The sequence below is a fragment of the Pseudomonas asiatica genome (genome assembly GCF_040214835.1).
In the GTDB taxonomy this organism is placed as follows: domain Bacteria; phylum Pseudomonadota; class Gammaproteobacteria; order Pseudomonadales; family Pseudomonadaceae; genus Aquipseudomonas; species Aquipseudomonas putida_Z.
On sequence record NZ_CP157874.1, the window covers coordinates 249,581 to 275,186 of the forward strand.

At 63.7% G+C, this 25,606-nt stretch carries 24 protein-coding genes; 12 read left to right on the forward strand and 12 right to left on the reverse strand.

Annotated features, from left to right (window positions below; all coding sequences use genetic code 11):
• Window positions 1-2 precede the first annotated feature (2 nt).
• Together tcyL and tcyJ are read right to left on the reverse strand one after the other, a co-directional pair.
• On the reverse strand, window positions 3-671 hold the full coding sequence (tcyL, locus tag ABNP31_RS01090; protein ID WP_025337317.1) for a cystine ABC transporter permease: 669 nt from the start codon (window positions 669-671) through the stop codon (window positions 3-5).
• Window positions 668-1,462 carry a cystine ABC transporter substrate-binding protein gene (gene tcyJ, locus ABNP31_RS01095; RefSeq protein ID WP_003257420.1) on the reverse strand — a complete coding sequence of 265 codons (795 nt, stop codon included), beginning with the start codon at window positions 1,460-1,462 and terminating at the stop codon, window positions 668-670. Before tcyJ ends, tcyL begins: the two co-directional genes overlap by 4 nt.
• Before the next feature lie 393 nt (window positions 1,463-1,855).
• Between tcyJ and epsC the strand changes: the two genes are divergently transcribed.
• Both epsC and betT read left to right on the forward strand, forming a co-directional pair.
• A complete protein-coding gene (gene epsC / locus ABNP31_RS01100) occupies window positions 1,856-2,788 on the forward strand; it encodes a serine O-acetyltransferase EpsC (RefSeq protein ID WP_085618358.1) in 933 nt (310 codons plus the stop codon).
• A gap of 333 nt (window positions 2,789-3,121) precedes the next feature.
• Window positions 3,122-5,083, forward strand: a complete 1,962-nt coding sequence (gene betT / locus ABNP31_RS01105; RefSeq protein WP_238067660.1) for a choline transporter BetT — start codon at window positions 3,122-3,124, stop codon at window positions 5,081-5,083.
• A 119-nt stretch (window positions 5,084-5,202) separates the two neighbouring features.
• Here the strand turns inward: betT and tauD are convergent, their stop codons facing one another.
• From tauD to tauA, 4 genes are read right to left on the reverse strand one after another with little or no spacing between them, the layout of a single operon-like run.
• Window positions 5,203-6,036 carry a taurine dioxygenase gene (gene tauD, locus ABNP31_RS01110; RefSeq protein ID WP_238067146.1) on the reverse strand — a complete coding sequence of 278 codons (834 nt, stop codon included), beginning with the start codon at window positions 6,034-6,036 and terminating at the stop codon, window positions 5,203-5,205.
• 48 nt (window positions 6,037-6,084) lie between these two features.
• A complete protein-coding gene (gene tauC, locus ABNP31_RS01115; protein ID WP_085618356.1) occupies window positions 6,085-6,924 on the reverse strand; it encodes a taurine ABC transporter permease TauC in 840 nt (279 codons plus the stop codon).
• Window positions 6,921-7,709, reverse strand: a complete 789-nt coding sequence (gene tauB / locus ABNP31_RS01120) for a taurine ABC transporter ATP-binding subunit (protein ID WP_075044314.1) — start codon at window positions 7,707-7,709, stop codon at window positions 6,921-6,923. The genes tauC and tauB overlap by 4 nt, the downstream gene beginning before the upstream one ends.
• Before the next feature lie 28 nt (window positions 7,710-7,737).
• On the reverse strand, window positions 7,738-8,709 hold the full coding sequence (gene tauA / locus ABNP31_RS01125) for a taurine ABC transporter substrate-binding protein (RefSeq protein WP_075044315.1): 972 nt from the start codon (window positions 8,707-8,709) through the stop codon (window positions 7,738-7,740).
• A 654-nt stretch (window positions 8,710-9,363) separates the two neighbouring features.
• On the opposite strand from tauA, the gene ABNP31_RS01130 reads away from it, so the two are divergent.
• The 8 genes from ABNP31_RS01130 to ABNP31_RS01165 all read left to right on the forward strand — a co-directional run bounded on the left by ABNP31_RS01130 (window position 9,364) and on the right by ABNP31_RS01165 (window position 16,515).
• The gene (locus tag ABNP31_RS01130) at window positions 9,364-10,698 is read left to right on the forward strand and encodes an OprD family porin (protein ID WP_025337324.1); all 1,335 of its coding nucleotides are present in this window, start codon (window positions 9,364-9,366) and stop codon (window positions 10,696-10,698) included.
• Between the two features lie 165 nt (window positions 10,699-10,863).
• Window positions 10,864-11,502 (forward strand): peroxiredoxin, encoded by a 639-nt coding sequence (locus ABNP31_RS01135; RefSeq protein ID WP_013970445.1) that lies wholly within the window; start codon window positions 10,864-10,866, stop codon window positions 11,500-11,502.
• A 289-nt stretch (window positions 11,503-11,791) separates the two neighbouring features.
• Window positions 11,792-12,385 (forward strand): NADPH-dependent FMN reductase, encoded by a 594-nt coding sequence (gene ssuE / locus ABNP31_RS01140; RefSeq protein ID WP_024087992.1) that lies wholly within the window; start codon window positions 11,792-11,794, stop codon window positions 12,383-12,385.
• Between the two features lie 84 nt (window positions 12,386-12,469).
• Complete coding sequence (locus ABNP31_RS01145) at window positions 12,470-13,435, forward strand: sulfonate ABC transporter substrate-binding protein (protein ID WP_085664168.1); 966 nt, start codon at window positions 12,470-12,472, stop codon at window positions 13,433-13,435.
• A 58-nt stretch (window positions 13,436-13,493) separates the two neighbouring features.
• Complete coding sequence (gene ssuD / locus ABNP31_RS01150; RefSeq protein WP_025337326.1) at window positions 13,494-14,642, forward strand: FMNH2-dependent alkanesulfonate monooxygenase; 1,149 nt, start codon at window positions 13,494-13,496, stop codon at window positions 14,640-14,642.
• A gap of 10 nt (window positions 14,643-14,652) precedes the next feature.
• Window positions 14,653-15,450: an aliphatic sulfonate ABC transporter permease SsuC gene (gene ssuC, locus ABNP31_RS01155; protein WP_039614250.1), complete on the forward strand. Its 798-nt coding sequence runs from the start codon at window positions 14,653-14,655 to the stop codon at window positions 15,448-15,450.
• Entirely contained in the window at window positions 15,447-16,259 is an 813-nt protein-coding gene (ssuB, locus tag ABNP31_RS01160) for an aliphatic sulfonates ABC transporter ATP-binding protein (RefSeq protein ID WP_013970450.1), read from the forward strand. Before ssuC ends, ssuB begins: the two co-directional genes overlap by 4 nt.
• A 40-nt stretch (window positions 16,260-16,299) precedes the next feature.
• The gene (locus ABNP31_RS01165) at window positions 16,300-16,515 is read left to right on the forward strand and encodes a TOBE domain-containing protein (protein ID WP_003255829.1); all 216 of its coding nucleotides are present in this window, start codon (window positions 16,300-16,302) and stop codon (window positions 16,513-16,515) included.
• Between the two features lie 139 nt (window positions 16,516-16,654).
• Here the strand turns inward: ABNP31_RS01165 and ABNP31_RS01170 are convergent, their stop codons facing one another.
• The 4 genes from ABNP31_RS01170 to ABNP31_RS01185 form a co-directional block, all read right to left on the reverse strand.
• Window positions 16,655-17,287: a TetR/AcrR family transcriptional regulator gene (locus tag ABNP31_RS01170; RefSeq protein ID WP_025337328.1), complete on the reverse strand. Its 633-nt coding sequence runs from the start codon at window positions 17,285-17,287 to the stop codon at window positions 16,655-16,657.
• On the reverse strand, window positions 17,287-18,864 hold the full coding sequence (gene gshA / locus ABNP31_RS01175; RefSeq protein WP_075044319.1) for a glutamate--cysteine ligase: 1,578 nt from the start codon (window positions 18,862-18,864) through the stop codon (window positions 17,287-17,289). Before gshA ends, ABNP31_RS01170 begins: the two co-directional genes overlap by 1 nt.
• A gap of 287 nt (window positions 18,865-19,151) precedes the next feature.
• Window positions 19,152-19,535, reverse strand: a complete 384-nt coding sequence (locus tag ABNP31_RS01180) for a PaaI family thioesterase (protein WP_003257433.1) — start codon at window positions 19,533-19,535, stop codon at window positions 19,152-19,154.
• Window positions 19,535-21,859: a Tex family protein gene (locus ABNP31_RS01185; RefSeq protein ID WP_350012914.1), complete on the reverse strand. Its 2,325-nt coding sequence runs from the start codon at window positions 21,857-21,859 to the stop codon at window positions 19,535-19,537. Before ABNP31_RS01185 ends, ABNP31_RS01180 begins: the two co-directional genes overlap by 1 nt.
• 217 nt (window positions 21,860-22,076) lie before the next feature.
• Between ABNP31_RS01185 and ompR the strand changes: the two genes are divergently transcribed.
• The gene (gene ompR / locus ABNP31_RS01190) at window positions 22,077-22,817 is read left to right on the forward strand and encodes an osmolarity response regulator transcription factor OmpR (RefSeq protein ID WP_012270052.1); all 741 of its coding nucleotides are present in this window, start codon (window positions 22,077-22,079) and stop codon (window positions 22,815-22,817) included.
• Window positions 22,818-22,830: 13 nt separating this feature from the next.
• Window positions 22,831-24,144 (forward strand): ATP-binding protein, encoded by a 1,314-nt coding sequence (locus ABNP31_RS01195; protein ID WP_013970454.1) that lies wholly within the window; start codon window positions 22,831-22,833, stop codon window positions 24,142-24,144.
• A gap of 114 nt (window positions 24,145-24,258) precedes the next feature.
• Here ABNP31_RS01195 and rimK read toward each other — a convergent pair whose 3' ends face one another.
• Both rimK and ABNP31_RS01205 read right to left on the reverse strand, forming a co-directional pair.
• Window positions 24,259-25,164, reverse strand: coding sequence for a 30S ribosomal protein S6--L-glutamate ligase (gene rimK / locus ABNP31_RS01200; RefSeq protein ID WP_013970455.1), 906 nt, complete (start codon window positions 25,162-25,164; stop codon window positions 24,259-24,261).
• On the reverse strand, window positions 25,161-25,577 hold the full coding sequence (locus ABNP31_RS01205; protein ID WP_230491514.1) for an ATP-dependent zinc protease family protein: 417 nt from the start codon (window positions 25,575-25,577) through the stop codon (window positions 25,161-25,163). Before ABNP31_RS01205 ends, rimK begins: the two co-directional genes overlap by 4 nt.
• Window positions 25,578-25,606 lie beyond the last annotated feature (29 nt).

Here is a 25,606-nt window from a genome sequence, read left to right on the forward strand (position 1 = left end):
GCTCAATGCTCCTGGTCATGCTGGTTGACTCGCGCTTCCATGCGGTTCTGGAAGTGCGCGAGGATGCTGCACAGCACCCAGTAGATGACCGCCACCGCCACGTACATGGTGAACACTTCGAAGGTGCGCGCGGTAATCAGCTGGGCCTGGCGGAACAGCTCGGGCACCTGGATGGTCGCCGCCAGGGCGGTGTCCTTGACCAGCGAGATGAAGCTGTTGCCCAACGGCGGCAGTGCGGTGCGCAAGGCCTGGGGCAGGATCGCCCGGCGCATGGCCTGGACGCGGGTCATGCCGATACTGGCGGCGGCTTCCCACTGGCCACGGTCGATCGAGGAAATCGCCGCGCGCAGGATTTCGCAGATGTAGGCGGCCATGTTCAGCGACAGGCCGATCAGCGAGGCCGGGATCGGGTCGAGCTCGATGCCGATCTGCGGCATGCCGAAGTAGATGACGAACAGCTGCACCAGCAGCGGCGTGCCGCGGAAGAACGACACGTAGACCCGCGCCAGCCAGTTCAGCGGCAAGATCTTCGACAACCGCATCAGTGCCAGGGCAAAGCCCAGCAGCAGGCCGAAGAACATGCCGCCAACACTGAGCAGCACTGTATAACCCGCGCCCTTCAGCAGGAAGGGCGCGGAGTCGACAACGAGTTGCAGGCTTTCAGCAATCATTTGGTGACATCGGCACCGAAGTATTTCTCGGACAGCTTGGCCAGCGTGCCGTCAGCCTTGAGCTTGTCCAGTGCCTTGTTGATCGCTGCCAGCAGTTCCGGCTCGCCCTTGCGCAGGGCCACGCCGCTTTCCAGGCGCGAGAAGGCATCGCCGGCCAGTTCGGTGTCCTTGGCTTTTTGCGCGTATTCCAGCGCGGCCAGGCGGTCGATCAGGATGGCGTCGATGCGGCCGTTGCGCAGGTCGGCGAACTTGCTCGGGTCGTCTTCATAGGTGCGCACATCGGCTTGCGGCACGTCCTTCTTGACCCATTGCTCGTAGTTGGTGCCCAGGCCCACGCCTACCTTCTTGCCGGCCAGGTCTGCGGCCTTGTGGATGTTCAGCTGCTCGGCCTTCTTCTTCAGGATCAGCGCCTGGATGCCGGAGATGGTGTAAGGCTCGGAGAAGTCATACTTCTTCTTGCGCTCTTCGGAAATGGTCACCTGGTTGATCACCACGTCCAGGCGCTTGGACTCCAGTGCGGCGAGGATGCCGTCCCACTTGGTCGGCTGCACCTTGGCCTTTACCCCCAGCTCCTTGGCCAGCAATTCGGACAGTTCCACTTCGAAGCCGGTCAGCTTGCCGTTTTCGTCCTGGAAGCTGAACGGTGGGTAGGTGCCTTCGAGGCCGACGTTGATCACGCCTTTTTCCTGGATGGTCTTCAGCTGCTCGCCGGCGAAGGCCTGGCCGAGCAGGCCGGCACCCAGCAGGAGTGCCAGGCTGGCGTTGAGTAGCGGTTTGGCGAATTTCGACATTTCAGAGCCCCGCGCTTGTTGTGTAAGTGGTGGGTGGCGACTATAGGGTCGGCTGCTTAGGCCAGGAAATACTAAAAAATTATTTTGTTATTTCCTTTTTGGTTTTTGCCAGGTGCTGGCTGCTTTGAGGGTAGGCGAGGTTGCCTGCTCCGTCATCGCGGCTTATGCCTGACTTAGCGCAGGATGGAATAAAGCGTTGTTTTTTCCAAGGGATGGATTTGCCGTAGAGTGGATTGCATGTAGGCAGGTTCGGCCCTTTCGCGGGTAAACCCGCTCCCACAGAGACCGCACAGGCATCGAAACCTGTGCAGTCCCTGTGGGAGCGGGCGAGCCCGCGAAGAGGCCGGACCTGCAAATAAAAATGAGTTTGGCCTACTCAGGCAGGAGAAAACCGTGAGCGAACAACCTTCACCCGGGCACTGGCAGTTGCAGAGCATCGTCACCGGCCTGCGCGGTGCCCGTGAGCAATGGCGTACCCGCAATGGCCGCAGCAGCGGCGAGCAGGGCGGGCGTGAGCTGCCTTCACGCGAAGCGATGCGGCACATCCTGGAGCAACTGTGCGGCGCACTGTTCCCCATGCGCCTTGGCCCGGTCGACCTGCGCGAAGAAAGCGAAGACTTCTACGTCGGCCATACCCTGGATGCCGCGCTGACCGCCTTGCTGGCCCAGGCCCGCCTGGAGTTGCGCTACGCCGCACGGCAAAGCAAGGGCGAGCTGGCCGGCGTCGATGCCCATGCGCTGAGCCTGGTGCAGGGCTTCGCCGCCGCCCTGCCGGGCCTGCGCGTGCTGCTCGACACCGATGTGCTGGCCGCCTACCACGGCGACCCGGCGGCGCGCAGTGTCGATGAAGTCCTGCTGTGCTACCCAGGCATCCTGGCGATCATCCACCACCGCCTGGCGCACCACCTGTACCAGGCCGGCCTGCCGCTGCTGGCGCGGATCAGCTCGGAGTTGGCGCATTCGGCGACGGGGATCGACATTCACCCCGGGGCGCAGATCGGCCCGAGCTTCTTCATCGACCACGGTACCGGCGTGGTGATCGGCGAAACCGCGATCATCGGCGAGCGCGTGCGCATCTACCAGGCAGTGACCCTGGGCGCCAAGCGCTTCCCCAGCGATGAGTCGGGCACCTTGCACAAGGGCCTGCCACGCCACCCGATCGTCGAGGACGATGTGGTGATCTATGCCGGGGCCACGGTGCTGGGGCGGATCACCATCGGCAAAGGCTCGACCATTGGCGGCAATGTGTGGCTGACCCGAAGTGTGCCGGCCGAGAGCAACATTACCCAGGCCAACCTGCAGCTGGATTGCCAGGACAAGAACTGATCTGGCATTTCCTTGGCCTGTACCGGCCTCTTCGCGGGTAAACCCGCTCCCACAGGGCCCCCACAGATTTTGAATCCTGTGCAGTACCTGTGGGAGCGGGTTTACCCGCGAAAGGGCCGGAACAGGAGGGCACCAATCAGCGCCCCAATTCGCATTGAAATCCGATCCATGTTTAACTTGAACGCTTGTTCAATGAAAAAACGCTGGTCCGCTGCCGGTGTTCAACAGGAGGATTCCTTTGCTGAACCCGTTCATTCCGAGCCTTACGTCATTCGACGAGGTGCGCCCCCAATGAGTGCACCGACCCCTTCCCTTGCCAATGGCAAGATCCGCATGAACCCCCCGGTGTTCTATTTCGCGGCAAGTTTCATCCTCATCTTCGGCCTGGTGGTTATTTCCTTCCCGCAAGCAGCAGGCGACTGGTTGCTGGCGGCGCAGAACTGGGCGGCGAACACGGTCGGCTGGTACTACATGCTGGCGATGACGCTGTACCTGGTCTTCGTGGTGGTCACCGCCTTGTCCGGCTACGGCAAGATCAAGCTCGGTGCCGACCACGACGAGCCCGAGTTCAGTTACCTGTCGTGGGCCGGCATGCTGTTTGCCGCCGGCATCAGCATCACCTTGTTCTTCTTCTGCGTGTCCGAACCCCTGACCCACATGCTGCAGCCGCCCCAGGGCGAAGCGGGTACGGCCGAGGCCGGGCGCCAGGCGATGCAGATCCTGTTCCTGCACTGGGGCCTGCATGGCTGGGGCGTGTTCGCCTTCGTCGGCATGGCCCTGGCCTACTTCGCCTACCGGCACAACCTGCCGCTGGCCTTGCGTTCGGCGCTGTACCCGCTGATCGGCAAGCGCATCAACGGGCCGATCGGTTATGCAGTGGACGGCTTCGGCATCATCGCCACGGTGTTCGGCCTGGGCGCCGACATGGGCTTTGGCGTGCTGCACCTGAACGCCGGCCTCGACTACCTGTTCGGCATCGACCACAGCCAGTGGGTGCAAGTGCTGCTCATCACCCTGATGATGGGCGCGGCGGTGGCCGTGGCCGTGGCCGGGGTGGAGAAGGGCGTGCGGGTGATGAGCGACATCAACCTGTTCCTGGCCTGCGCGCTGTTGCTGTTCGTGTTGTTCGCCGGGCCTACCCAGCACCTGTTCAACACGCTGATCCAGAACCTCGGTGACTACCTGGGTGCCTTGCCGCGCAAGAGCTTCGACGTTTATGCCTACGGCGAGAACCGCGACTGGCTGGGCGGCTGGACGGTGTTCTACTGGGCCTGGTGGATTGCCTGGGCGCCGTTCGTGGGCCTGTTCATCGCCCGCATCTCCCGTGGCCGCACCATCCGCGAGTTCGTCTTTGGTGTGCTGTTGATTCCGCTGGGCTTTACCCTGGCGTGGATGTCGATCTTCGGCAACAGCGCCCTGGACCAGGTCATCAACCACGGCATGACCGCGCTGGGCCAGTCGGCGCTGGATAACCCGTCGATGAGCCTGTACCTGCTGCTGGAGACCTACCCCTGGAGCAAGACGGTGATCGCCATGACGGTGTTCATCAGTTTCGTGTTCTTCGTCACCTCGGCCGACTCGGGCACCGTGGTGCTGTCGACCTTGTCGGCCAAGGGTGGTGATGCAGACGAGGACGGGCCGAACTGGCTGCGCATCTTCTGGGGCGCGATGACGGCGCTGATCACCAGTGCGCTGTTGTTCGCCGGCAGCATCGATTCGCTTAAATCGGCGGTGGTGCTGACCTCGCTGCCGTTCTCGCTGATCCTGCTGTGCATGATGTGGGGGCTGCACAAGGCGTTCTACCTGGAGTCGCAACGGCAGATTGCGCAGATGCATTCGCTGGCCCCGTTCGCCCAGTCACGCCGCGGCCGTGGTGGCTGGCGCCAGCGCCTGAGCCAGGCGGTGCACTTCCCGTCGCGTGATGAGGTGTACCGCTTCATGGACGACGTGGTGCGCCCGGCAATTGCCGATGTGCGTGAAGTGTTCGAACAGAAGGGGCTGGTGCTGATTACCCAGGACGACCCGAGCCACGACAACGTCAGCCTGAAGATTGGCCATGGCGAGGAACAGCCGTTCATTTACCAGGTGCAGATGCGTGGCTACTTCACGCCATCGTTCGCCCTGGGTGGGCTGGGTACGCAAGAGTTGAAGAACCGCCGTTACTACCGGGCGGAGGTGCACCTGAGCGAAGGCAGCCAGAACTATGACCTGGTGGGCTACAGCAAGGAGCAGATCATCAACGACATCCTCGACCAGTACGAACGGCACATGCAGTACCTGCATCTGGTCCGCTAGATTGCTGGGGCCGCCTTGCGGCCCATCGCGACACAAGGCCGCTCCTACAGGAAATCGCGTTCCCCTGTAGGAGCGGCCTTGTGTCGCGAAAGGAGGCCGAAGGCCTCCCCAGGTCCCTGTCAGAAGGGCGCATCCCCAAGGATGGTCGCCCGATGCATCACCCGCCGGTTCGGTCGGTAGTCATCCACGGCAAAATGCTGGGTCACGCGGTTGTCCCAGAACGCCACGTCATTCTCCTGCCACCGCCAGCGAATGCTGAACTCCGGCCGCGTCGCATGGGCAAACAGCAGCTTCAACAGTGCCTCGCTTTCCAGTTCGCTCAGCTCATTGATGCGCGTGGTGAACCCCTCATTGACGAACAACGCCTTGCGCCCGCTCACCGGATGCGTGCGCACCACCGGGTGCGACAGCGGCGGGTTGTTGCGCCGGGTTGCTTCCCAGCGCGCCAGGTCTTCCGGCGTGGTACCAAAGCGCTCCAGCGGGAACGACTTGGTGAAGTCATGGGTAGCGGTCAGCCCGTCGAGCAGCTCGCGCAGCGGCGCCGACAAGGCTTCGAAGGCAGCGATGCCGCTGGCCCACAGGGTGTCGCCGCCGTAGGCCGGCAACTGCTTGGCGCTGAGCACCGCGCCCAGGGCCGGGGTCGGCAGGAAGGTCACGTCGGTGTGCCACACGGCGTTGTCGCGCACATCGGTAACCGCCGTGTCGAGGATCAGCACCTGCGGGGTTTCCGGCACGTTGGGGTAGATCGGGTGGATGTGCAGGTCGCCGAAGTGGGCGGCAAAACGTGCCTGCTGCTGCGGGTTGATCGGCTGGTCGCGGAAGAACAGCACCTGGTGTTGCAGCAGCGCCTGCTCGATGGCGTCACGTTCTTCGACGGTGATATCGCGGCTGATGTCCACGCCGCTGATCTGGGCGCCAAGCGCCGGGCTGAGGGGGGTGATGGTCAGGCTCATGTCGGTCTCTTCAATCAGGCGCCAGGCTGCTGGCGTGGTCAACAGGATTCAGTGGCTCTGCCCGTGCCAAGGCACCAGTTTGCGTTGCAGGGCACGCAGACTCATTTCCAGGGCGAAGGCGATCAGCGCGATCAGCAGGATCCCCAGTACCACCACATCGGTAACCAGGAACTGCGCCGCCGACTGCACCATGAAGCCCAGGCCGCTGGTGGCGGCGATCAGCTCGGCGGCCACCAGGGTCGACCAGCCAACCCCCAGGCCAATGCGGATGCCGGTGAGGATGTCGGGCAGGGCGCTGGGCAGGATCACGTGGCGGATCAGCTGGGCCTTGGTCGCGCCCAGCGACTGCGCGGCACGCAGCTTGGCCGGGTCGACCGTGCGCACGCCGGTGGCGGTGGCGATGGCGATGGGGGCGAAGATTGCCAGGTAGATCAGCAGCACCTTGGACAGCTCGCCGATGCCGCACCAGATGACGATCAGCGGCAGGTAGGCCAGCGGCGGGATCGGCCGGTAGAACTCGATCAGCGGGTCGAGAATGCCGCGGGCCACGCGGTTGTAGCCGATGGCGATACCCACCGGGATGGCGGTGAGGGTGGCGGCAAGCAGGGCCACGCCGATGCGCCCCAGGCTGGCACCCAGGTGCTGCCACAGGCTGGCATCCATGTAGCCTTGAGTCAGCAGGGTCCCGGCCTTGGCCAGGATGTCGGCGGGCGAGGGCAGGAACAGCGGCTCGATCCAGCCGGCCGCGGTCACCAGCCACCAGGCCAACAGCAGGCTGGCCAGGGTCAGGGTGCTGATCCAGCGGGTGGGCAGGGGGCGGCGCAGCTTGGTGGCTGACCGGGGTTGGGTGTTGCGTTTGCCGGCGACCGGCAGGTCCAGGCTGCTCATGCGCGCTCCTGCAGGCTTTGACGTTGGGAGAACACCCGCGCCAGTACGTGCTCGCGGGTTTCGATGAAGGCCGGGTCGGACTTGATCGCCCGCGCCGGTTCACCGGCTGCGTAGCGTTGGCCGAAGTCCAGTTGCAGGCGCTCCACCACGCGCCCCGGGTTGGGCGCCAGCAGCACCAGCTCGCTGGCGAGGAACACTGCTTCTTCGATGTCGTGGGTAATCAGGAACACCGGCTTGGCGGTGCGTTGCCATACCTGCAGCAACAACTCCTGCATCTGCTCGCGGGTGAAGGCATCAAGTGCGCCGAACGGCTCGTCCATCAGCAACACCCGTGGGTCGGCTGCCAACGCCCGGGCCAGGCCCACGCGCTGCTTCTGGCCACCGGACAATTGCCAGATACGCCGCTCGCCAAAGCCGTCGAGGTCGACCAGGGCCAGCATTTCACGGGCCTTGGCTTCACGCTCGGCGCGGGGCACGCCGGCCAGTTCCAGGCCGAATGCGACGTTGCCCAGCACGTTCTGCCAGGGCAGCAGCGCATCGTCCTGGAACACTACGCCGCGCTCGGCGCCGGGGCCCTGGACGGGCACGCCGTCCAGGGTGATGCGCCCGCCGCTGGGGGCGACGAAGCCGGCGATCAGGTTGAGCAGCGAGGTCTTGCCGCTGCCGGAAGGCCCCAGGGCCACCAGCAATTGGCGTGGCCCCAGGCTCAGGTTGATGTCGGCCAGTACCGGGGTTTCGGCACCGGGGTACTGTGCGCTGATGCGCTCCAGTTCGAGCAAGGCCATGGCAGGCTCCGGTCGGTTTTCTACAGGCTTAGTTGGGGAGGTACTGGGCGCTGACGTACGGGGAGTAGTCCGGCAGCACCGCGTCGACCTTGCCTTGCTGCTTGAGGAAGGTGGCCGTGTCGGTCAGCGCCTGGGTGGTCGGTGCGCCCAGTGCATTGGCCTGGTCGGCGGCCAGCGGGTAGACGTTGCCCTGCAGCAGCACCGGGATGTCAGCAGGCTTGGCGCCAGACAGTTTGGCCAGCTTGCTCACGTTGTCGGGGTTGGCCAGCCAGGCTTGCGGGTTCTTGCGGTAGTCGGCGTAGGCGTCGAGGGTGACCTTGGCAAAGGCCTTGACCACGTCGGGGTGCTTGGCGGCAAAGTCCTTGCGCACGATCCATGCGTCGAAGGTCGGTGCGCCTTTCTCGGCCAGCTCGCCGGAGGTGATCAGCACCTTGCCGTTTTCCTTGGCCACGCCCAGGGCCGGGTCCCAGACGTAGGTGGCGTCGATGTCGCCGCGCTTCCAGGCGGCAATGATCGCCGGCGGCGCCAGGTTGAGGATCTGCACCTTGGACGGGTCGATGTTCCAGCTCTTCAGCGCTGCCAGCAGGCTGTAGTGGCCGGTGGAGACGAACGGCACGGCGACTTTCTTGCCAACCAGGTCTTGCGGCGTCTTGATGCTGTCGCGGGCGACCAGTGCTTCACCGGCGCCAATCTGCGTGGCGATCAGGAAGGTCTCGACCGGCAGCTTGCGGGTGGCTGCGGCGGCAAGCGGGCTGGAGCCCAGGTAGCCGATCTGTACATCGCCGCTGGCTACGGCGGTGATCACATCGGCACCGTTGTCGAATTTGCGCCAGTCGATGCTGGCCTTGCTGGCTTTTTCGTAGTTGCCATCGACCTGCGCCACCTTGGCCGGGTCGACGGTGGTCTGGTAGGCCACGGTCAGGTCGGCAGCCTGGGCCAACCAGCTGGCGCTGGCGAGGGTCAGGGCGGCGAACAGGCGCAGCGGAGCGTGCGGGATCATGGTGAACCTCTCGTCAGGCAATCGATGTGATGGATGGCGAGAAGGCTAAATGATCTAAGAAAAGTAAAATAAATAACTTTTTTGCATTAGCTTAGGAGCCAATTGTTTGAAATCACCGCCTGCCTTTACGCGATCCCTGTAGGAGCGGCCTTGTGTCGCGATGGGCCGCAAGGCGGCCCCGGCAATTTATGCGGCGTTAGCTGAGATTTTGGGGCTGCTTCGCACCCCATCGCGACACAAGGCCGCTCCTACAGGGGGCGCGTTAGCAGGGAGGGCCGGTGATTTCGCTCAATGGCGAAATCCGAGAGTGCTGCTAGGCTTTTTCGTCCCGATAGAACGATACGGAATTAGGTTATGAGCAAACGTTTGCAAATAACCAGCGGTTATGAAAAGCGAGCTGCTGCTAACGAATCGCAGTAACAGTTCCTAACATATTCCTTAAAAATCTTACCAATTCATAAAACGGTCATTTTGGATTTATAGGATTGTCATTATCCTGTAGCGCAGGTGGCGTCTTAGACCAAAGTCGCGAAACGTTTAGAAACGATTGACTAAACGGTCACGCTTTGGGACTAAATCGCCAATCCACGGTGAGCGGGGCAGCAGATCCCACCGCCAGAGATACACAAGAATTAGAACGTAGAGGAGCAAAACATGTACAAGTCCAGCCTGGCCCTGGCCGTGGCACTGGGGGTTCTCGCCCAACAAGCAGGCGCTGCCGGTTTCGTTGAAGACAGCAAACTGTCGCTCAGCTCGCGCACCATGTACTTCAACGACGACAACCGCGAAAGCGGTATCGACCAGAAAGAAAGCGGTCAGGGCTTCAAGCTCGACTACCTGTCTGGCTTCACCGAAGGCACCGTAGGTTTTGGTGTCGACGTTCAGGCACTGTGGGGCATTCACCTGGATGGTGGCCGTGGTAGCCGCCCAGATGCCAACAACACCTTCTTCCCAAGCGACTCCGATGGTTCGGCAGTCCACAACTGGGCACGCATTGGTGGTAACGCCAAGGCTCGCTTCTCCAAGACCGAGGTCCACTACGGTAGCGCCCTGGCGCCTATGCTGCCGATCCTTGTCTCCAACGATGGCCGTCTGCTGCCGCAGACCTTCGAGGGCGGCACCCTCCAGTCGAAGGAAATCGACAACCTGACCTTCAACGCAGGTCAACTGACCCACGCCATGGGTCGTGCTTCGAGCAACCGTACCGGTCTTTCCGTTTCTGGCGCCTTCCGCGACAGCAACAAGTTCCAGTTCGCCGGTGGTGACTACAAGCTCACTCCAGACCTGACCCTGCAGTACTACTACTCGAACCTGGAAGACTTCTACAAGCAGCACTTCCTGGGTGCTACCCACGTCTTCAAGATCGCCGACAACCAGTCGTTCAAGACCGACCTGCGCTACTTCGATAGCCGCAGCGACGGCAAGAATGGCGAGACCGGTTACGCCTTCGACAACAACGGTGGCTACGCGAAGAACGGGGGCGAGGTCGACAACAAGACCTGGAGCGCCATGTTCACCTACACCCTGGGTGGCCACGCGCTGATGCTCGGTCACCAGCAAGTGGGTGACGATGGTGGTTTCGTCTGGCTGAACCAAGGTAGCGTCCGCAAGGACGGCGCCACTTCCTCGCTGGAAGGCAATGGCGGCGCAAGCTTCTACCTGTTCACCGACAGCATGATCAACCAGTTCGCTCGTGCCGGTGAGAACACCACCTTCGGTCAGTACTCCTATGACTTCGCGTCCCTGGGCGTTCCAGGCCTGAAGGCTTCGGTGGCCTACCTGCGTGGTGACGACATCCGTAACAAGTCGGGCGACGGCAGCTACAACGAATGGGAACGTGACGCACGCGTCGACTACACCATTCAGCAAGGCTCCCTCAAAGGCCTGGGCTTCAGCCTGCGTCAGGGTGTCTACCGTGGTAGCGGCGAAAGCATCGGTGACAAAGACCAGACTCGCTTCATCGTGAACTACACTTACAACTTCCTGTAAGCCGTAGCTGAACAAGGAGCCTCGCCTAGTGCGAGGCTTTTTTGTGTCTGCGATTTCGTATGCCTTATGGTTATAAACAAATCAGTATTTATTCTTTTTGTTTTTAATCGAATGCAGGCACATTGAACCCACACGGTACAGAACCCAGCACAGGAGCCGCAGCCCATGAGCCTAAAACTCGGCGATATCGCCCCCGATTTCGAACAGGATTCCAGCGAAGGCAAGATCCGCTTCCACGAGTGGCTGGGTAACAGCTGGGGGGTGCTGTTCTCCCACCCGGCCGACTTCACCCCGGTGTGCACCACCGAACTGGGCCTTACCGCCAAGCTGAAGGACGATTTCGCCAAACGCGGGGTCAAGGCCATCGCCCTGTCGGTGGACCCGGTCGATTCGCACCACCGCTGGATCGATGACATCAACGAAACCCAGAACACCGTGGTCAACTTCCCGATCATTGCCGACGCCGACCGCAAGGTGTCCGACCTGTACGACCTGATCCACCCGAACGCCAGCGACACCCTGACCGTGCGCTCGCTGTTCGTCATCGACCCGAACAAGAAGGTGCGCCTGACCATCACCTACCCGGCCAGTACCGGGCGCAACTTCAACGAAATCTTGCGGGTGATCGACTCGCTGCAGCTGACCGACAACCACAAGGTCGCCACACCAGGTAACTGGCAGGACGGTGACGACGTGGTAATCGTGCCCTCGCTGAAGGACGAGGAAGAGATCAAGCAGCGCTTCCCCAAAGGTTACCGGGCGGTCAAACCCTATCTGCGGCTGACCCCGCAGCCCAATCGTTAAAGGATTCCTCGTTGCATTGCTCTTAGCCAAAGCAGGGATATTCGGGCCGTTTCGACGGCCCTTTTTTTTGCCTGCTGAAACTGCGTGGGCTTCTTCGCGGGTAAACCCGCTCCCACAGGGATAGTGCAAGTCCTAGGCCTTGTACGGTACCTGTGGGAGCGGGTTTACCCGCGAAAGGGCCAAAACAGGAGATTGATAAAAATGGAATAAACAAATGAAAAAATATGATTTCTAGATATATGCGGCGACTGTTAATGTCACCTCCAACAGAACACAAGGAAGCGCTGCAATGCTGGTCGTCTCAATCGGTGGTAGCCCCAGTACCCGTTCACGCTCCGGCGTGCTGCTGGAGCGTTCTCGCCAGTGGCTGCAGGACCGTGGCGTCGAGGTAGTGACATTCCAGGTACGTGACTTTCCCGCCGAAGACCTGCTGCACGCCCGATTCGACAGCCCGCAGGTGCAGCACTTCCAGCAGCTGGTGGCCCAGGCCGATGGCCTGATCGTCGCCACGCCGGTTTACAAGGCCTCGTTCGCCGGTGCCCTGAAAACCTTGCTCGACCTGCTGCCCGAACGCGCCCTGGCACACAAGATCGTGTTGCCGATCGCCACCGGCGGCAGCATCGCCCACATGCTGGCGGTGGATTACGCACTGAAACCCGTGCTGTCGGCACTCAAGGCGCAAGAGACCCTGCAAGGGATCTTCGCCGACGACAGCCAGGTCGCCTACGCAGAAGGCTCCAGGCCCGCGCAGCTGGTAGCGGCGCTGGAAGAACGCCTGCAGGACGCGCTGGAAACCTTCCACGTTGCACTGGCCCGTCGGCCGCGCCCCGTGGCCCCCGGCGTATTGAACGAACGCCTGATCAGTGCTCGCTGGAGCATCTGACCGGCCCAACCCGCTTTACCACCTTACTCGCCCGACAACGAGGCAAGCAGGTGCAACCCGAACCCACTCGCACAGGAGAGCGCCATGCGCACAGTCTTCTTGCGTCGCGGTCTGGTCGCCCTGTTTGCGGCGGCTGTGTCCTTCGGCGCCATCACCCAAGCCCAGGCCGAGAGCCTGCGTATCGGTTACCAGAAATACGGCACCCTGGTGCTGCTCAAGGCCAAGGGCACACTGGAAAAGCGCCTGGCCGAGCAGGGCGTGCAGGTGCAATGGACCGAGTTCCCCGGCGGCCCGCAGTTGCTTGAGGGGCTGAACGTCGGCTCCATCGATTTTGGCGTCACCGGTGAAACCCCGCCGGTGTTCGCCCAGGCCGCCGGTGCCGACCTGCTGTACGTCGCCTACGAGCCGCCAGCGCCGCACAGCGAGGCGATCCTGGTGCCGAAGGGCTCGCCGATCCAGTCGGTCAAAGACCTCAAGGGCAAGAAAGTCGCCCTCAACAAAGGCTCCAACGTTCACTACCTGCTGGTTCGCGCCCTGGAAGACGCCGGCCTGAAATACAGCGACATCCAGCCGGTGTACCTGCCCCCGGCCGACGCCCGCGCCGCCTTCGAACGCGGCAGCGTGGACGCCTGGGTGATCTGGGACCCGTACCAGGCTGCCGCCGAGAAACAGCTGCAGGCTCATACCCTGCGTGACGGCAAGGGCCTGGTCGACAACCATCAGTTCTACCTGGCCACCCGCAACTACGCGACCCAGCACCCGGCGGTGATCAACACCCTGATCGAAGAAGTGCGTGCCGTAGGTCAATGGTCCCAGGCCAACCCGCAGGAAGTGACCGACCAGGTCGCGCCGCTGCTCGGCCTGCCTGCCGACATCACCCTGACCTCGGTCAAGCGCCAAGGCTACGGTGCCGCGCCGCTCACCCCGGAAGTGGTAGCCGCGCAACAGAAGATCGCCGACACGTTCCAGGCACTGAAGCTGATTCCCAAGCCGCTGAGCGTCAAGGACGTGATCTGGACACCCCCGGCCAAGGTCGCCAGTGCGCCTTGATTGATTTGCCTGCGCCGGGGCGCCGCCCTGGCTGAGCCCCCTTGAGGAGACAACTCCAATGAGCCTTAACATCTTCTGGTTCCTTCCTACCCACGGTGACGGCAAGTACCTGGGCACCTCCGATGGCGCGCGTGCCGTCGACCATGGCTACCTGCAGCAGATCGCCCAGGCGGCCGACCGGCTCGGCTTTGGTGGCGTGCTGATCCCTACCGGGCGCTCCTGCGAGGACTCCTGGCTGGTCGCGGCATCGTTGATCCCGGTGACCCAGCGCCTGAAGTTCCTGGTCGCCCTGCGCCCCGGGATCATTTCGCCGACCGTGGCGGCACGCCAGGCAGCAACCCTTGATCGCCTGTCCAACGGCCGCGCGCTGTTCAACCTGGTGACCGGTGGCGACCCGGACGAGTTGGCCGGTGACGGCCTGCACCTGAACCATCAGGAACGTTATGAAGCCTCTGTGGAGTTCACCCGTATCTGGCGCAAGGTGCTGGAAGGCGAGGTGGTCGACTACGACGGCAAGCACATCCAGGTGAAGGGCGCCAAGCTGCTCTACCCGCCGATCCAGCAACCACGCCCGCCACTGTATTTCGGCGGTTCCTCCGAAGCCGCACAGGACCTGGCCGCCGAGCAGGTCGAGCTGTACCTGACCTGGGGCGAGCCGCCGAGTGCGGTCGCTGAAAAAATTGCCCAGGTGCGTGAGAAAGCCGCCGCCCAGGGCCGCGAAGTGCGCTTCGGTATCCGCCTGCACGTGATCGTGCGGGAAACCAACGAAGAAGCCTGGGCCGCTGCCGACAAGCTGATCTCGCACCTGGACGACGACACCATCGCTCGCGCCCAGGCCTCGCTGGCGCGCTTCGACTCGGTCGGCCAGCAACGCATGGCCGCCCTGCACAACGGCAACCGTGACAAGCTGGAAGTCAGCCCCAACCTGTGGGCCGGTGTCGGCCTGGTGCGTGGTGGTGCCGGTACCGCGCTGGTGGGGGATGGCCCGACCGTCGCGGCGCGGGTCAAGGAATACGCCGAGCTGGGCATCGATACCTTCATCTTCTCCGGCTACCCGCACCTGGAAGAGTCGTACCGGGTGGCCGAGCTGCTGTTCCCGCACCTGGATGTGCAACGCCCGGAGCAAGCCAAGACCGGTGGTTATGTGAGCCCGTTTGGCGAAATGGTGGCCAACGACATCCTGCCCAAGTCCGTTGCGCAGAGCTGAGGGCCAGGCCATGAGTCGTGCAACTTCCAACAACCTTGGCCAGCGCCTGGCGCCATGGGCGCTGCCGGTACTGCTGCTGGCTGCCTGGCAGCTGGCGGTCAGCGCCGGCTGGCTGTCGACGCGCATCCTGCCCGCGCCCAGCGCCGTGGTCAGCGCCGGCGTCGAGCTGGTGCGCAGCGGCGAGATCTGGACCCACCTGGCCATCAGTGGCTGGCGTGCCGGGCTGGGCTTCGTCATCGGTGGCAGCATCGGCCTGGTGCTGGGCTTCATCACCGGCCTGTCGAACTGGGGCGAACGCCTGCTCGACAGCTCGGTGCAGATGATCCGCAACGTGCCGCACCTGGCGCTGATCCCGCTGGTGATCCTGTGGTTCGGTATCGACGAGTCGGCAAAGATCTTCCTGGTCGCGCTGGGCACGCTGTTCCCGATCTACCTGAACACCTACCACGGCATCCGCAACGTCGACCCGGCGCTGGTGGAGATGGCGCGCAGCTATGGCTTGTCCGGCTTCAGCCTGTTCCGCCAGGTGATCCTGCCCGGGGCATTGCCTTCGATCCTGGTAGGCGTGCGCTTTGCCCTGGGCTTCATGTGGCTGACCCTGATCGTTGCCGAAACCATTTCGGCCAATGCCGGCATCGGTTACCTGGCGATGAACGCCCGTGAGTTCCTGCAGACCGATGTGGTGGTGCTGGCCATCGTCCTGTATGCGGTGCTCGGCAAGCTTGCCGACCTCGCCGCCCGCGGCCTGGAGCGTGTGTGGCTGCGCTGGCACCCGGCCTATCAAGTGGCGAAGAAGGAGGGCGCATGACCGTACTCAAAGAACAGCCGCCACGCCTGCTGCGTGGCATCCCGCTGGCTTCCAGCGGCCTGCGCAAGACCTTTGGCCAGCGCGAGGTACTGAAGGGTATCGAGTTGCATATTCCTGCCGGCCAGTTCGTCGCCATCGTCGGCCGTAGTGGCTGCGGCAAGAGCACCTTGCTGCGCCTGCTGGCCGGTCTCGACCAGCCCACTGCAGGCCAGTTGCTGGCCGGTGCCGCGCCGCTGGAGCAGGCCCGCGAAGAAACCCGCCTGATGTTCCAGGACGCGCGCCTGCTGCCATGGAAGAAGGTGATCGACAACGTTGGCCTGGGCCTGTCTGGCGACTGGCGCCCGCGTGCGCTGGAAGCGTTGGAGTCGGTTGGCCTGGCCGACCGCGCCAATGAGTGGCCGGCGGCTCTGTCGGGTGGCCAGAAGCAGCGTGTGGCCCTGGCCCGGGCGCTGATTCACCAGCCGCGCCTGCTGCTGCTGGACGAGCCGCTCGGTGCGCTGGATGCATTGACCCGTATCGAGATGCAGCAACTGATCGAACGCCTGTGGCGTCAGCACGGCTTCACCGTGTTGCTGGTTACCCACGATGTCAGTGAGGCAGTCGCCGTGGCTGACCGGGTGATCCTGATCGAGGACGGCGAGGTCGGGCTCGACCTCACTGTCGACCTGGCACGGCCTCGGGCGCGTGGTTCGCACCGCCTGGCCGCGCTGGAAAGCGAAGTGCTCAACCGTGTTCTGTCGGCCCCGGGCGCTGCGCCCGAGCCGGATCCTGTAGCCCCTTTGCCCACGCAACTGCGTTGGGCGCACTGACTCACTTACCAGACTGAAGCCATAGAGAAGGAATCAAATCATGACCATCAAAGCCATCAACGTTCGCAACCAGTTCAAAGGCACCGTGAAGGAAATCCTGGAAGGCCCGGTACTGTCGGAAATCGACGTGCAGACCGCCTCGGGCATCGTCACTTCGGTCATCACCACCCGCTCCGTGCGCGAGCTGGAGCTACAGGTGGGCAGTGAAGTGATTGCCTTCGTGAAGTCGACTGAAGTGTCCATCGCCAAGCTGTGATGGGTGTGGGCCATGGGGCTGCTTTGCAGCCCTTCGCGGGCACGCCCGCTCCCACAGGTACTGCGCAGGTTTCAGGTTTTGCGCGGACCCTGTGGGAGCGGGCGTGCCCGCGAAGGGCCGCACAGCGGCCCCAATGATCTCAGCTGGAACGCTTGGCCAGAAATGGCGGCAGATACAACCCCAGATACGCCTCGAACACTCGCTTGCCTTCCTCGGCCATGCGTGGGGTGATCGCCTCATGCAGCTGCACCGACCGCGCATACACCCGGTCACTCAACTCCATGGCCAGGGCAAACACATCCACATCCGCCGGCATCACTGGCAGATGAAAGTGCTGGTCGAACAACTTGTGCATCAAGTCGCCCAGTTCCATGTCGTGCTGCCGGTCGGCCTGCACCACTTCGCTCAGGCCATGCTGGGCCAGGATCAGTTGCCGCGCCGCGGCGTCCTCGTTGTAGATATCCAGCATGCGCTGCTCGATCAGCCGTGACAGTTCGTGCCAGGTGTTGAACGCACTGCTGTCGATCGGCGCGCTCAGCGCTTCACGGAAGGCCCGGTGTACATCGGCCGTCAACGCCTCCAGCAGCGCCGGTACGCTGGCGAAGAAGTGGTACACCGACGACGGTGGAATCTGCGCGCGCTCGGCCACGCTGTAGATCGACAGGCTCGCCACCCCCAGCTCGGCCAGCAACTCGCGTGCAGCCGCCAGGATCGCCTCGATCCTGGCCTGGCTGCTGGCGCGCGGCTTGCGCGGGGTGGCAGTGCGGGTCATCAGTTGCTGATCGCCAGGATGCTGGCCTGGTAGGCGCCGACGAACAGGTCGAAGTCGCCGACTTCCTGCTGTTCCAGGCGCGACTGCTCGGCCAGCGAGTCGCGGGCGAGGGTTTCGAAGGCCTGCTGGCGCTCGACCGGCAGTGGCTGTTCGCGGAAGGTTTCGGCGTGGATGCGGCTCTGGCGCAGGGAGAACTTGACGAAGCTTTCGTCATGCTCGGTCATGCGCGCCAGTACCTGGGCCGACGGGGTCAGCGAGGCGTCGTCGACCTTGGCCTGCTGGGCATCCAGGGCCTTGCCGTGTTCTGCACCGCCTTGCGCCTGGTCGAGCAGATCGGCCAGTGGCCGAATACGCTCGATCAGCTCGCTGGCCCAGGCCTTCAGGCCGATCGGCTGGCCATTGCGGTGCAGTTCCAGGCCCGGGCGCCGGCCTTCCTTGACCACGGTCAGGAAGTTGTTGGTGCACTGGCCGCATTCGCCATTGTCCAGTTGCGGGCTGTCTTCCAGCGCGCAGAACAGCAGGAACGCGTCGAGGAAGCGCGCCTCGGTCAGGTCGATGCCCACCGGCAGGAACGGGTTGATGTCCAGGCAACGCACTTCCACGTACTGCACGCCGCGCGAGGTCAGGGCCTGGATCGGCCGCTCGCCGGTGTAGGTGACGCGCTTGGGGCGAATGTTCGAGTAGTACTCGTTTTCGATCTGCAGGATGTTGGTATTCAGCTGTACCCACTCGCCATCCACGTGCGTGCCGACTTCGACGTAAGGCGGGTAGGGCGTGCCCACCGCCTTGCGCAGGCTGTCGGTGTAGCTGGCCAGGTTGTTGTAGCACGGCGTGAGGCCGGCCTGGGCGTTGCTCTGGTAGCCCAGGTCGCTCATGCGCAGGCTGGTGGCGTAGGGCAGGTACAGGGTTTCGGCGTCCAGCTCTTCGAGCTGGTGCGGGCGGCCACGCAAAAAGCCTTTGTCCAGGGCCGGCGAGGCGCCGAACAGGTACATCAGTAGCCAGCTGTAGCGGCGGAAATTGCGGATCAGCGCGATATAGGCCGACGACTGGTAGTCGCGGTCGCTCTCGCTGCCGCCTTCTGCGGCGCGCAGCAACGGCCACAGCGCTTCGGGCAGCGAGAAGTTGTAATGGATACCGGCGATGCACTGCATGGTGCGGCCGTAGCGCAGGGCCAGGCCCTTGCGGTAGACGTGCTTGAGCTTGCCGATGTTCGAGCTGCCGTACTCGGCGATCGGGATGTCCTCCTCGGCCGGCAGCGTGCAGGGCATCGACGGGCTCCACAGGTATTCGTCGCCCAGCTTGCTGTAGACGAAACGGTGGGTCTCTTCGAGGCTTTCCAGCACCTTGGCCGGGTCGGGAAGGGCCGGGGTGATGAACTCCAGCAGCGACTCGGAATAATCGGTGGTGATCTGCTCGTTGGTCAGCGCCGATCCCAGTGCTTGCGGATGCGGGGTCTGGGCCAGGCGACCTTCGTCGGTCACGCGCAGGCATTCGCGCTCAATACCGTGCAGGCACTGCTTGAGCAGGGGGAGATTGGCGCCGAGCAGGCTCAGGCGGCGGTTGAGGAGGTCGCTCAAGATGTATTCCTTCACGCGTCAGTCGCCCCAATATGGGGGTAGAAAAGACGGTCTACAAGGGTAGTGGGAAAAGGAACTGGCGTTGTCGCCTGGTTTACGCGGTTCCGGCATTGCGCAGCGCCGACTTCGGGGGCCGCTTCGCAGCCCATCGCCGGCAAGCCGGGCTCCCACAGGTAAACCACGATATTCAGGCTTGTGGATGACCTGTGGGAGCCCGGCTTGCCGGCGATGGGGCGCGAAGCGGCTCCCGGCTGTTGCCGAAAATACCGCAGATACCGCTTGGTGAGCTAGAGAACCGCGAAGGTTCCTTGCGCTTTCGCCACCAGCTTGTCGCCCTGAACTACGTCGGCGTCGACCACCAGGGTGCGCCGCCCGGCGTGCAGCACACGGGCGGTGCACAGGACCTCGCCGTCACTGACGGCGCGCATGTAGTTGATCTTGCACTCGATGGTGACGCTTTGCTGGTCAAAACCATGGCTGGCCGAGCAGGCCAGGCCCATGGCGATGTCCACCAGGCTGAAGATCGCCCCGCCATGCAACTTCTGGCCACGGTTGCGCAGGTGCGGTTCGAGCGCCAGGGCTACCTCGGCAACACCTGTTTCCAGGCGTTGCAGGCGGCAGCCGAGGAGCTGGCTGAAGGCGCTTTCGACGTATTCGCGTGGAACATCCATCACTTCTTCTTCAGCTGCTTGGCGTTGGCGAACAGGGCGGCCATGGCGTTGTTGGCGGGTGCCGCAGTGGCGGTTTCGCGCTGGCGCGGCGCCTGCTGCTGGCGGTTGCCGCCATTGCCGCGGTTACCACCGCGGTTGCCGTCTACCTTCTCGCCCGGGGTGTCGCTCATGCGCATGGACAGGCCGACGCGTTTGCGCGGGATGTCCACTTCCATGACCTTGACCTTGACCACGTCGCCGGCCTTGACCGCTTCACGCGGGTCCTTGATGAACTTCTCCGACAGCGCCGAGATGTGCACCAGGCCGTCCTGGTGCACGCCGATGTCGACGAAGGCACCGAAGTTGGTGACGTTGGTCACCACGCCTTCGAGGATCATGCCCGGTTCCAGGTCCTTGAGTTCCTCGACGCCGTCCTGGAAGGTGGCGGTCTTGAACTCGGGGCGTGGGTCGCGGCCGGGCTTGTCCAGTTCCTGCAGGATGTCGGTGACGGTCGGCAGGCCGAAGGTTTCATCGGTGAATTTCTTCGGGTCCAGGCGCTTGAGGAAGCTGCTGTCACCGATCAGCGAGCGGATGTCGCGGTCGGTGTCGGCGGCAATGCGCTGCACCAGTGGGTAGGCCTCGGGGTGAACCGCGGAGGCGTCCAGCGGGTTGTCACCGTTCATCACGCGCAGGAAGCCGGCGGCCTGTTCGAAGGTTTTCTCACCCAGGCGGCTGACCTTTTTCAGCGCAGCACGAGTGGCGAACGGGCCGTTGGCATCGCGATGGGCGACGATGTTCTGCGCCAGCGTGGCGTTGAGGCCGGAGATGCGCGTCAGCAGTGCCACCGAGGCGGTGTTGACGTCCACGCCCACGGCGTTCACGCAGTCCTCGACCACGGCGTCCAGGCCGCGCGCCAGTTTCAGCTGGGACACGTCGTGCTGATACTGGCCGACACCGATGGATTTCGGGTCGATCTTCACCAGTTCGGCCAGCGGGTCCTGCAGGCGGCGGGCAATCGACACGGCGCCACGGATCGACACGTCCAGGTCCGGGAATTCGCGGGCGGCCAGTTCCGATGCGGAATACACCGAAGCGCCAGCCTCGGAGACCATGATCTTGGTGATCTTCAGCGCCGGGTACTTCTTGACCAGCTCTGCCACCAGCTTGTCGCTTTCGCGGCTGGCGGTGCCGTTGCCGATGGCGATCAGCTCCACCGAGTGCTTGGCGCACAGTGCAGCCATGATCGAAATGGTGCGGTCCCAATCGTTCTTCGGCGCGTGCGGGTAGACCGTGGTGTGGTCCAGCAGCTTGCCGGTGGCATCGACCACGGCGATCTTGCAGCCGGTGCGCAGGCCCGGGTCGAAGCCCAGGGTGGCACGCGGGCCGGCCGGGGCGGCCAGCAGCAGGTCGTGCAGGTTGTGGGCGAACACATTGATCGCCTCGCCTTCGGCGTTGTCGCGCAGCTCGCCGAACAGGTCGGTTTCCAGGTGGGTGTAGAGCTTGACCTTCCAGGTCCAGCGCACCACTTCGCCCAGCCACTTGTCGGCCGGGCGGTTGCGGTTCTCGATGCCGACGTGGTTGCCGATCATCAGTTCGCACGGGTGCAGGTTGCCGGGCAGTTCTTCGCCGACTTTCAGCGAGGCGCTCAGCACGCCTTCGTTACGCCCGCGGAAAATTGCCAGGGCGCGGTGCGACGGAGCGTTGCGCAGCAGTTCGTCATGGGCGAAGTAGTCGCGGAACTTGGCGCCTTCTTCTTCCTTGCCAGGCACGACGCGGGCGCTGAGCACCGACTCCTGCTTGAGGAAGCTGCGCAGCTTGTCGAGCAGGGCGGCGTCTTCGGCGAAGCGCTCCATGAGGATGTACTTGGCGCCTTCCAGCGCGGCCTTGACGTCGGCCACGCCCTTGTCGGCGTTGACGAAGCGTGCGGCTTCGCTTTCCGGGGCGAGGTCTGGGTTGTTGAACAGGCCGTCGGCCAGCTCGCCGAGGCCGGCTTCCAGGGCGATCTGGCCCTTGGTGCGGCGCTTTTGCTTGTACGGCAGGTACAGGTCTTCGAGGCGGGTCTTGGTATCGGCCAGCTTGATCTCGCGGGCCAGTTCCGGGGTCAGCTTGCCCTGCTCCTCGATGCTGGCCAGGATGCTGGCGCGGCGCTCGTCGAGTTCGCGCAGGTAGCGCAGGCGCTCTTCCAGATGGCGCAGCTGGGTGTCGTCCAGGCTACCGGTCACTTCCTTGCGGTAGCGGGCGATGAAGGGCACGGTCGAGCCTTCGTCCAACAGGCCCACGGCCGCCTCGACCTGCTGGGGGCGTACGCCCAGTTCCTCGGCGATACGGCTGTTGATGCTGTCCATGTAAACCACCTGACATTTGTGAATACGGGGGTCGCCTGTGGGCCTGTCGCCCGGCGGCGCTGGATGAAAGCCGCGCATTATACCCATCGCAAACGGCTTGCGGTGATGGCGCCCGGCCAGCCGGAACTGGCGCCGGGGGAAAAATCTGCTAACAATGCTCACGCAACGTGCAGCAATGGCTACGCCATAATGCGCGGCGATATCAGAGGAGTTATTCATGACCGGCACGCCAAACACCGCTGAAGGTGACAAGATTCTCATCGTCGACGACGACCCGGGGCTGAGCAGCCTGCTGGAACGTTTCTTCACCAGCAAGGGCTACCGTGCCCGTGCGGTGCCCAACACCGAGCAGATGGACCGCCTGCTGCAGCGTGAGGTGTTCAACCTGGTGGTGCTCGACCTGATGCTGCCCGGCGAGGATGGCCTGTCGGCGTGCAAGCGCCTGCGCCAGCAGAACAACCAGATCCCGATCATCATGCTCACCGCCAAGGGCGATGAACTCAGCCGTATCAAGGGCCTGGAGCTGGGCGCCGACGACTACCTGGGCAAGCCGTTCAACCCGGACGAGCTGATGGCCCGGGTCAAGGCCGTGCTGCGCCGTCAGGCACCGAGCGTGCCGGGTGCGCCTGGTAGCGAAGACGAGTCGGTCACCTTCGGCGACTACGAGCTGTCGCTGGCCACCCGCGAACTCAAGCGTGGCGACGAAGTGCACATGCTCACCACCGGCGAGTTCGCCGTGCTCAAGGCGCTGGTGATGCACGCACGCGAGCCGCTGACCCGCGACAAGCTGATGAACCTGGCGCGTGGCCGCGAATGGGATGCGCTGGAACGCTCCATCGACGTGCAGATTTCGCGTCTGCGCCGCATGATCGAGCCGGACCCGTCAAAGCCGCGTTATATCCAGACCGTGTGGGGCGTGGGCTACGTGTTCGTGCCGGACGGAAACGCCGGTAAATGATGCCGCGTCGTCGATGAAAACACCGCTCTGGTTTCCGCAAAGTTTCTTCGCCCGCACCCTGTGGCTGGTGTTGATCGTCGTCCTGTTCTCCAAGGCCTTGACCCTGGTCTACCTGTTGATGAACGAGGACGTGCTGGTCGACCGTCAGTACAGCCACGGTGTTGCGCTGACCCTGCGCGCCTATTGGGCGGCCGACGAAGAAAACCGCGACAAGATCGCCGAAGCGGCAGGCCTTATCCGGGTCACCGGCTCGGGCGTGCCCGAGGGTGAGCAGCACTGGCCCTACAGCGAAATCTACCAACGGCAGATGCAGGCCGAGTTGGGCGAAGACACCGAGGTACGGCTGCGCATTCATGCGCCGCCGGCGTTGTGGGTCAATGCGCCAAGCCTGGGCCCGGGCTGGTTGAAGGTACCGCTGTACCCGCACCCGCTGCGTGGGCAGAAGATCTGGAACGTGCTGGGTTGGTTCCTGGCCATCGGCCTGTTGTCCACAGCTTCGGCCTGGATCTTCGTGCGCCAGCTGAACCAGCCGCTCAAGCGCCTGGTGTTCGCCGCCCGGCAGTTGGGCCAGGGGCGCAGCGTGCGCCTGCCGATCAGCGACACGCCCAGCGAGATGACCGAGGTGTACAAGGCCTTCAACCAGATGGCCGAGGATGTCGAGCAGGCCGGGCGCGAGCGCGAGCTGATGCTGGCCGGGGTTTCCCACGACCTGCGCACACCGCTGACGCGCCTGCGCCTGTCGTTGTCGTTGCTGGACAGCGACAGCGAACTGAGTGACGACATGGTCCGCGATATCGAGGACATGGACGCGATCCTCGATCAGTTCCTGGCCTTTATCCGCGATGGCCGTGACGAGCCGGTTGAGGAGGTCGACCTGGCCGACCTGGTGCGCGAAGTGGTGGCGCCGTACAACCAGCCGGAAGAACGGGTGCGGCTGTGCCTGGAGCCGATCCCACCGTTCCCGCTGCGCCGGGTTTCGCTCAAGCGCATGCTGGGCAACCTGATCGGCAATGCCCTGCACCACGCCGGCAAGGGGGTCGAGGTGGCCGCCTATGTGTCGGGCGACGAGAGTGCGCCGTATGTGGTGCTGAGCGTGCTGGACCGCGGGACGGGGATCGACGAGTCGGAGCTGGAGACCATCTTCAACCCGTTCATTCGTGGTGACCGGGCCCGGGGTGGCAAGGGCACCGGGCTGGGGCTGGCGATCGTCAAGCGGATTGCGGCGCAGCATGGTGGGAATGTGGAACTGCGCAATCGCTCTGGTGGCGGGATCGAGGCGCGGGTACGGTTGCCTTTGGGGCTGTTGCTGCCGCGTAATGCCGTGTGATTGCCGGGGCCGCTTTGCGGCCCTTTCGCGACACAAGGCCGCTCCTACAGAGGATCGCGTAATCCTGTAGGAGCGGCCTTGTGTCGCGATGGGCTGCGCAGCAGCCCCAAAATCTCAGCCCTTACCCTTGGTCCGAGTCTGATTAGGCCCGCCATTCTTCTCGAGATGCTCGATGATCATGGCGGCCACGTTCTTGCCGGTGGTCACTTCAATCCCCTCCAGCCCCGGCGACGAGTTCACCTCCATCACCAGCGGCCCGTGGTTGGAGCGCAGGATATCCACACCCGCCACACTCAAGCCCATCACCTTGGCCGCGCGTATGGCGGTCATGCGTTCTTCCGGGGTGATCTTGATCAGGCTGGCCACCCCACCTCGGTGCAGGTTGGAGCGGAATTCCCCAGGCTTGGCCTGGCGCTTCATCGACGCGATGACCTTGTCGCCGACCACGAAGCAGCGGATATCCGCGCCACCCGCTTCCTTGATGTATTCCTGCACCATGATGTTCTGCTTCAACCCCATGAACGCCTCGATCACCGATTCGGCGGCCTTGGTGGTTTCGCACAGCACCACGCCGATGCCCTGTGTGCCTTCCAGCACCTTGATCACCAGCGGGGCGCCGTTGACCATCTGGATCAGGTCGGGGATGTCGTCCGGCGAGTGGGCGAAGCCGGTAATCGGCAGGCCGATGCCGCGCCGCGACAGCAGTTGCAGCGAGCGCAGCTTGTCGCGGGAGCGGGCTATCGCTACCGACTCGTTGAGCGGATACACGCCCATCATCTCGAACTGGCGCAGCACCGCGCAGCCATAGAAGGTCACCGAGGCACCGATGCGCGGGATCACTGCGTCGAAGCCTTCCAGCGGCTTGCCGCGGTAGTGGATCTGCGGCTTGTGGCTGGCAATGTTCATGTAGGCCCGCAGGGTATCGATCACCACCATTTCGTGGCCCCGCTGGGTACCGGCTTCGACCAGGCGGCGGGTGGAATACAGACGCGGATTGCGCGACAGCACAGCGATCTTCATGCAGCACCTGTGGCAGTAGAAAGGGTGGCCGGGAAGGCCGGTTTGTCTTGTACGTATTTGAGGCCAGGGTTGACCACCAGCTGGCCATGGATCAGGGCCTTGGAACCCAGCAACAGGCGATAACGCATGTTCTTGCGGCAGGCCAGGGTGAACTCCACCTCCCACACACCATCGCCCAGGGCCAGTGACGTGCGGATGACATAGCGGGTCTGGGCCTGGCCGTTGGAGCTCTTGATGGTTTTCATGGTCACCAGCGGTGCCTCGCAGCGGCGGTGGCGCAACTGCACCACCGAGCCCAGGTGTGCGGTGAAACGGACCCAGGGCTGGCCGTCGCGCTCGAACGGTTCCACCTCGGTGGCGTGCAGGCTGGAGGTGCTGGCGCCAGTGTCGATCTTGGCGCGCAGCCCGGCCACGCCAAGGTCGGGCAGGGCGACCCACTCGC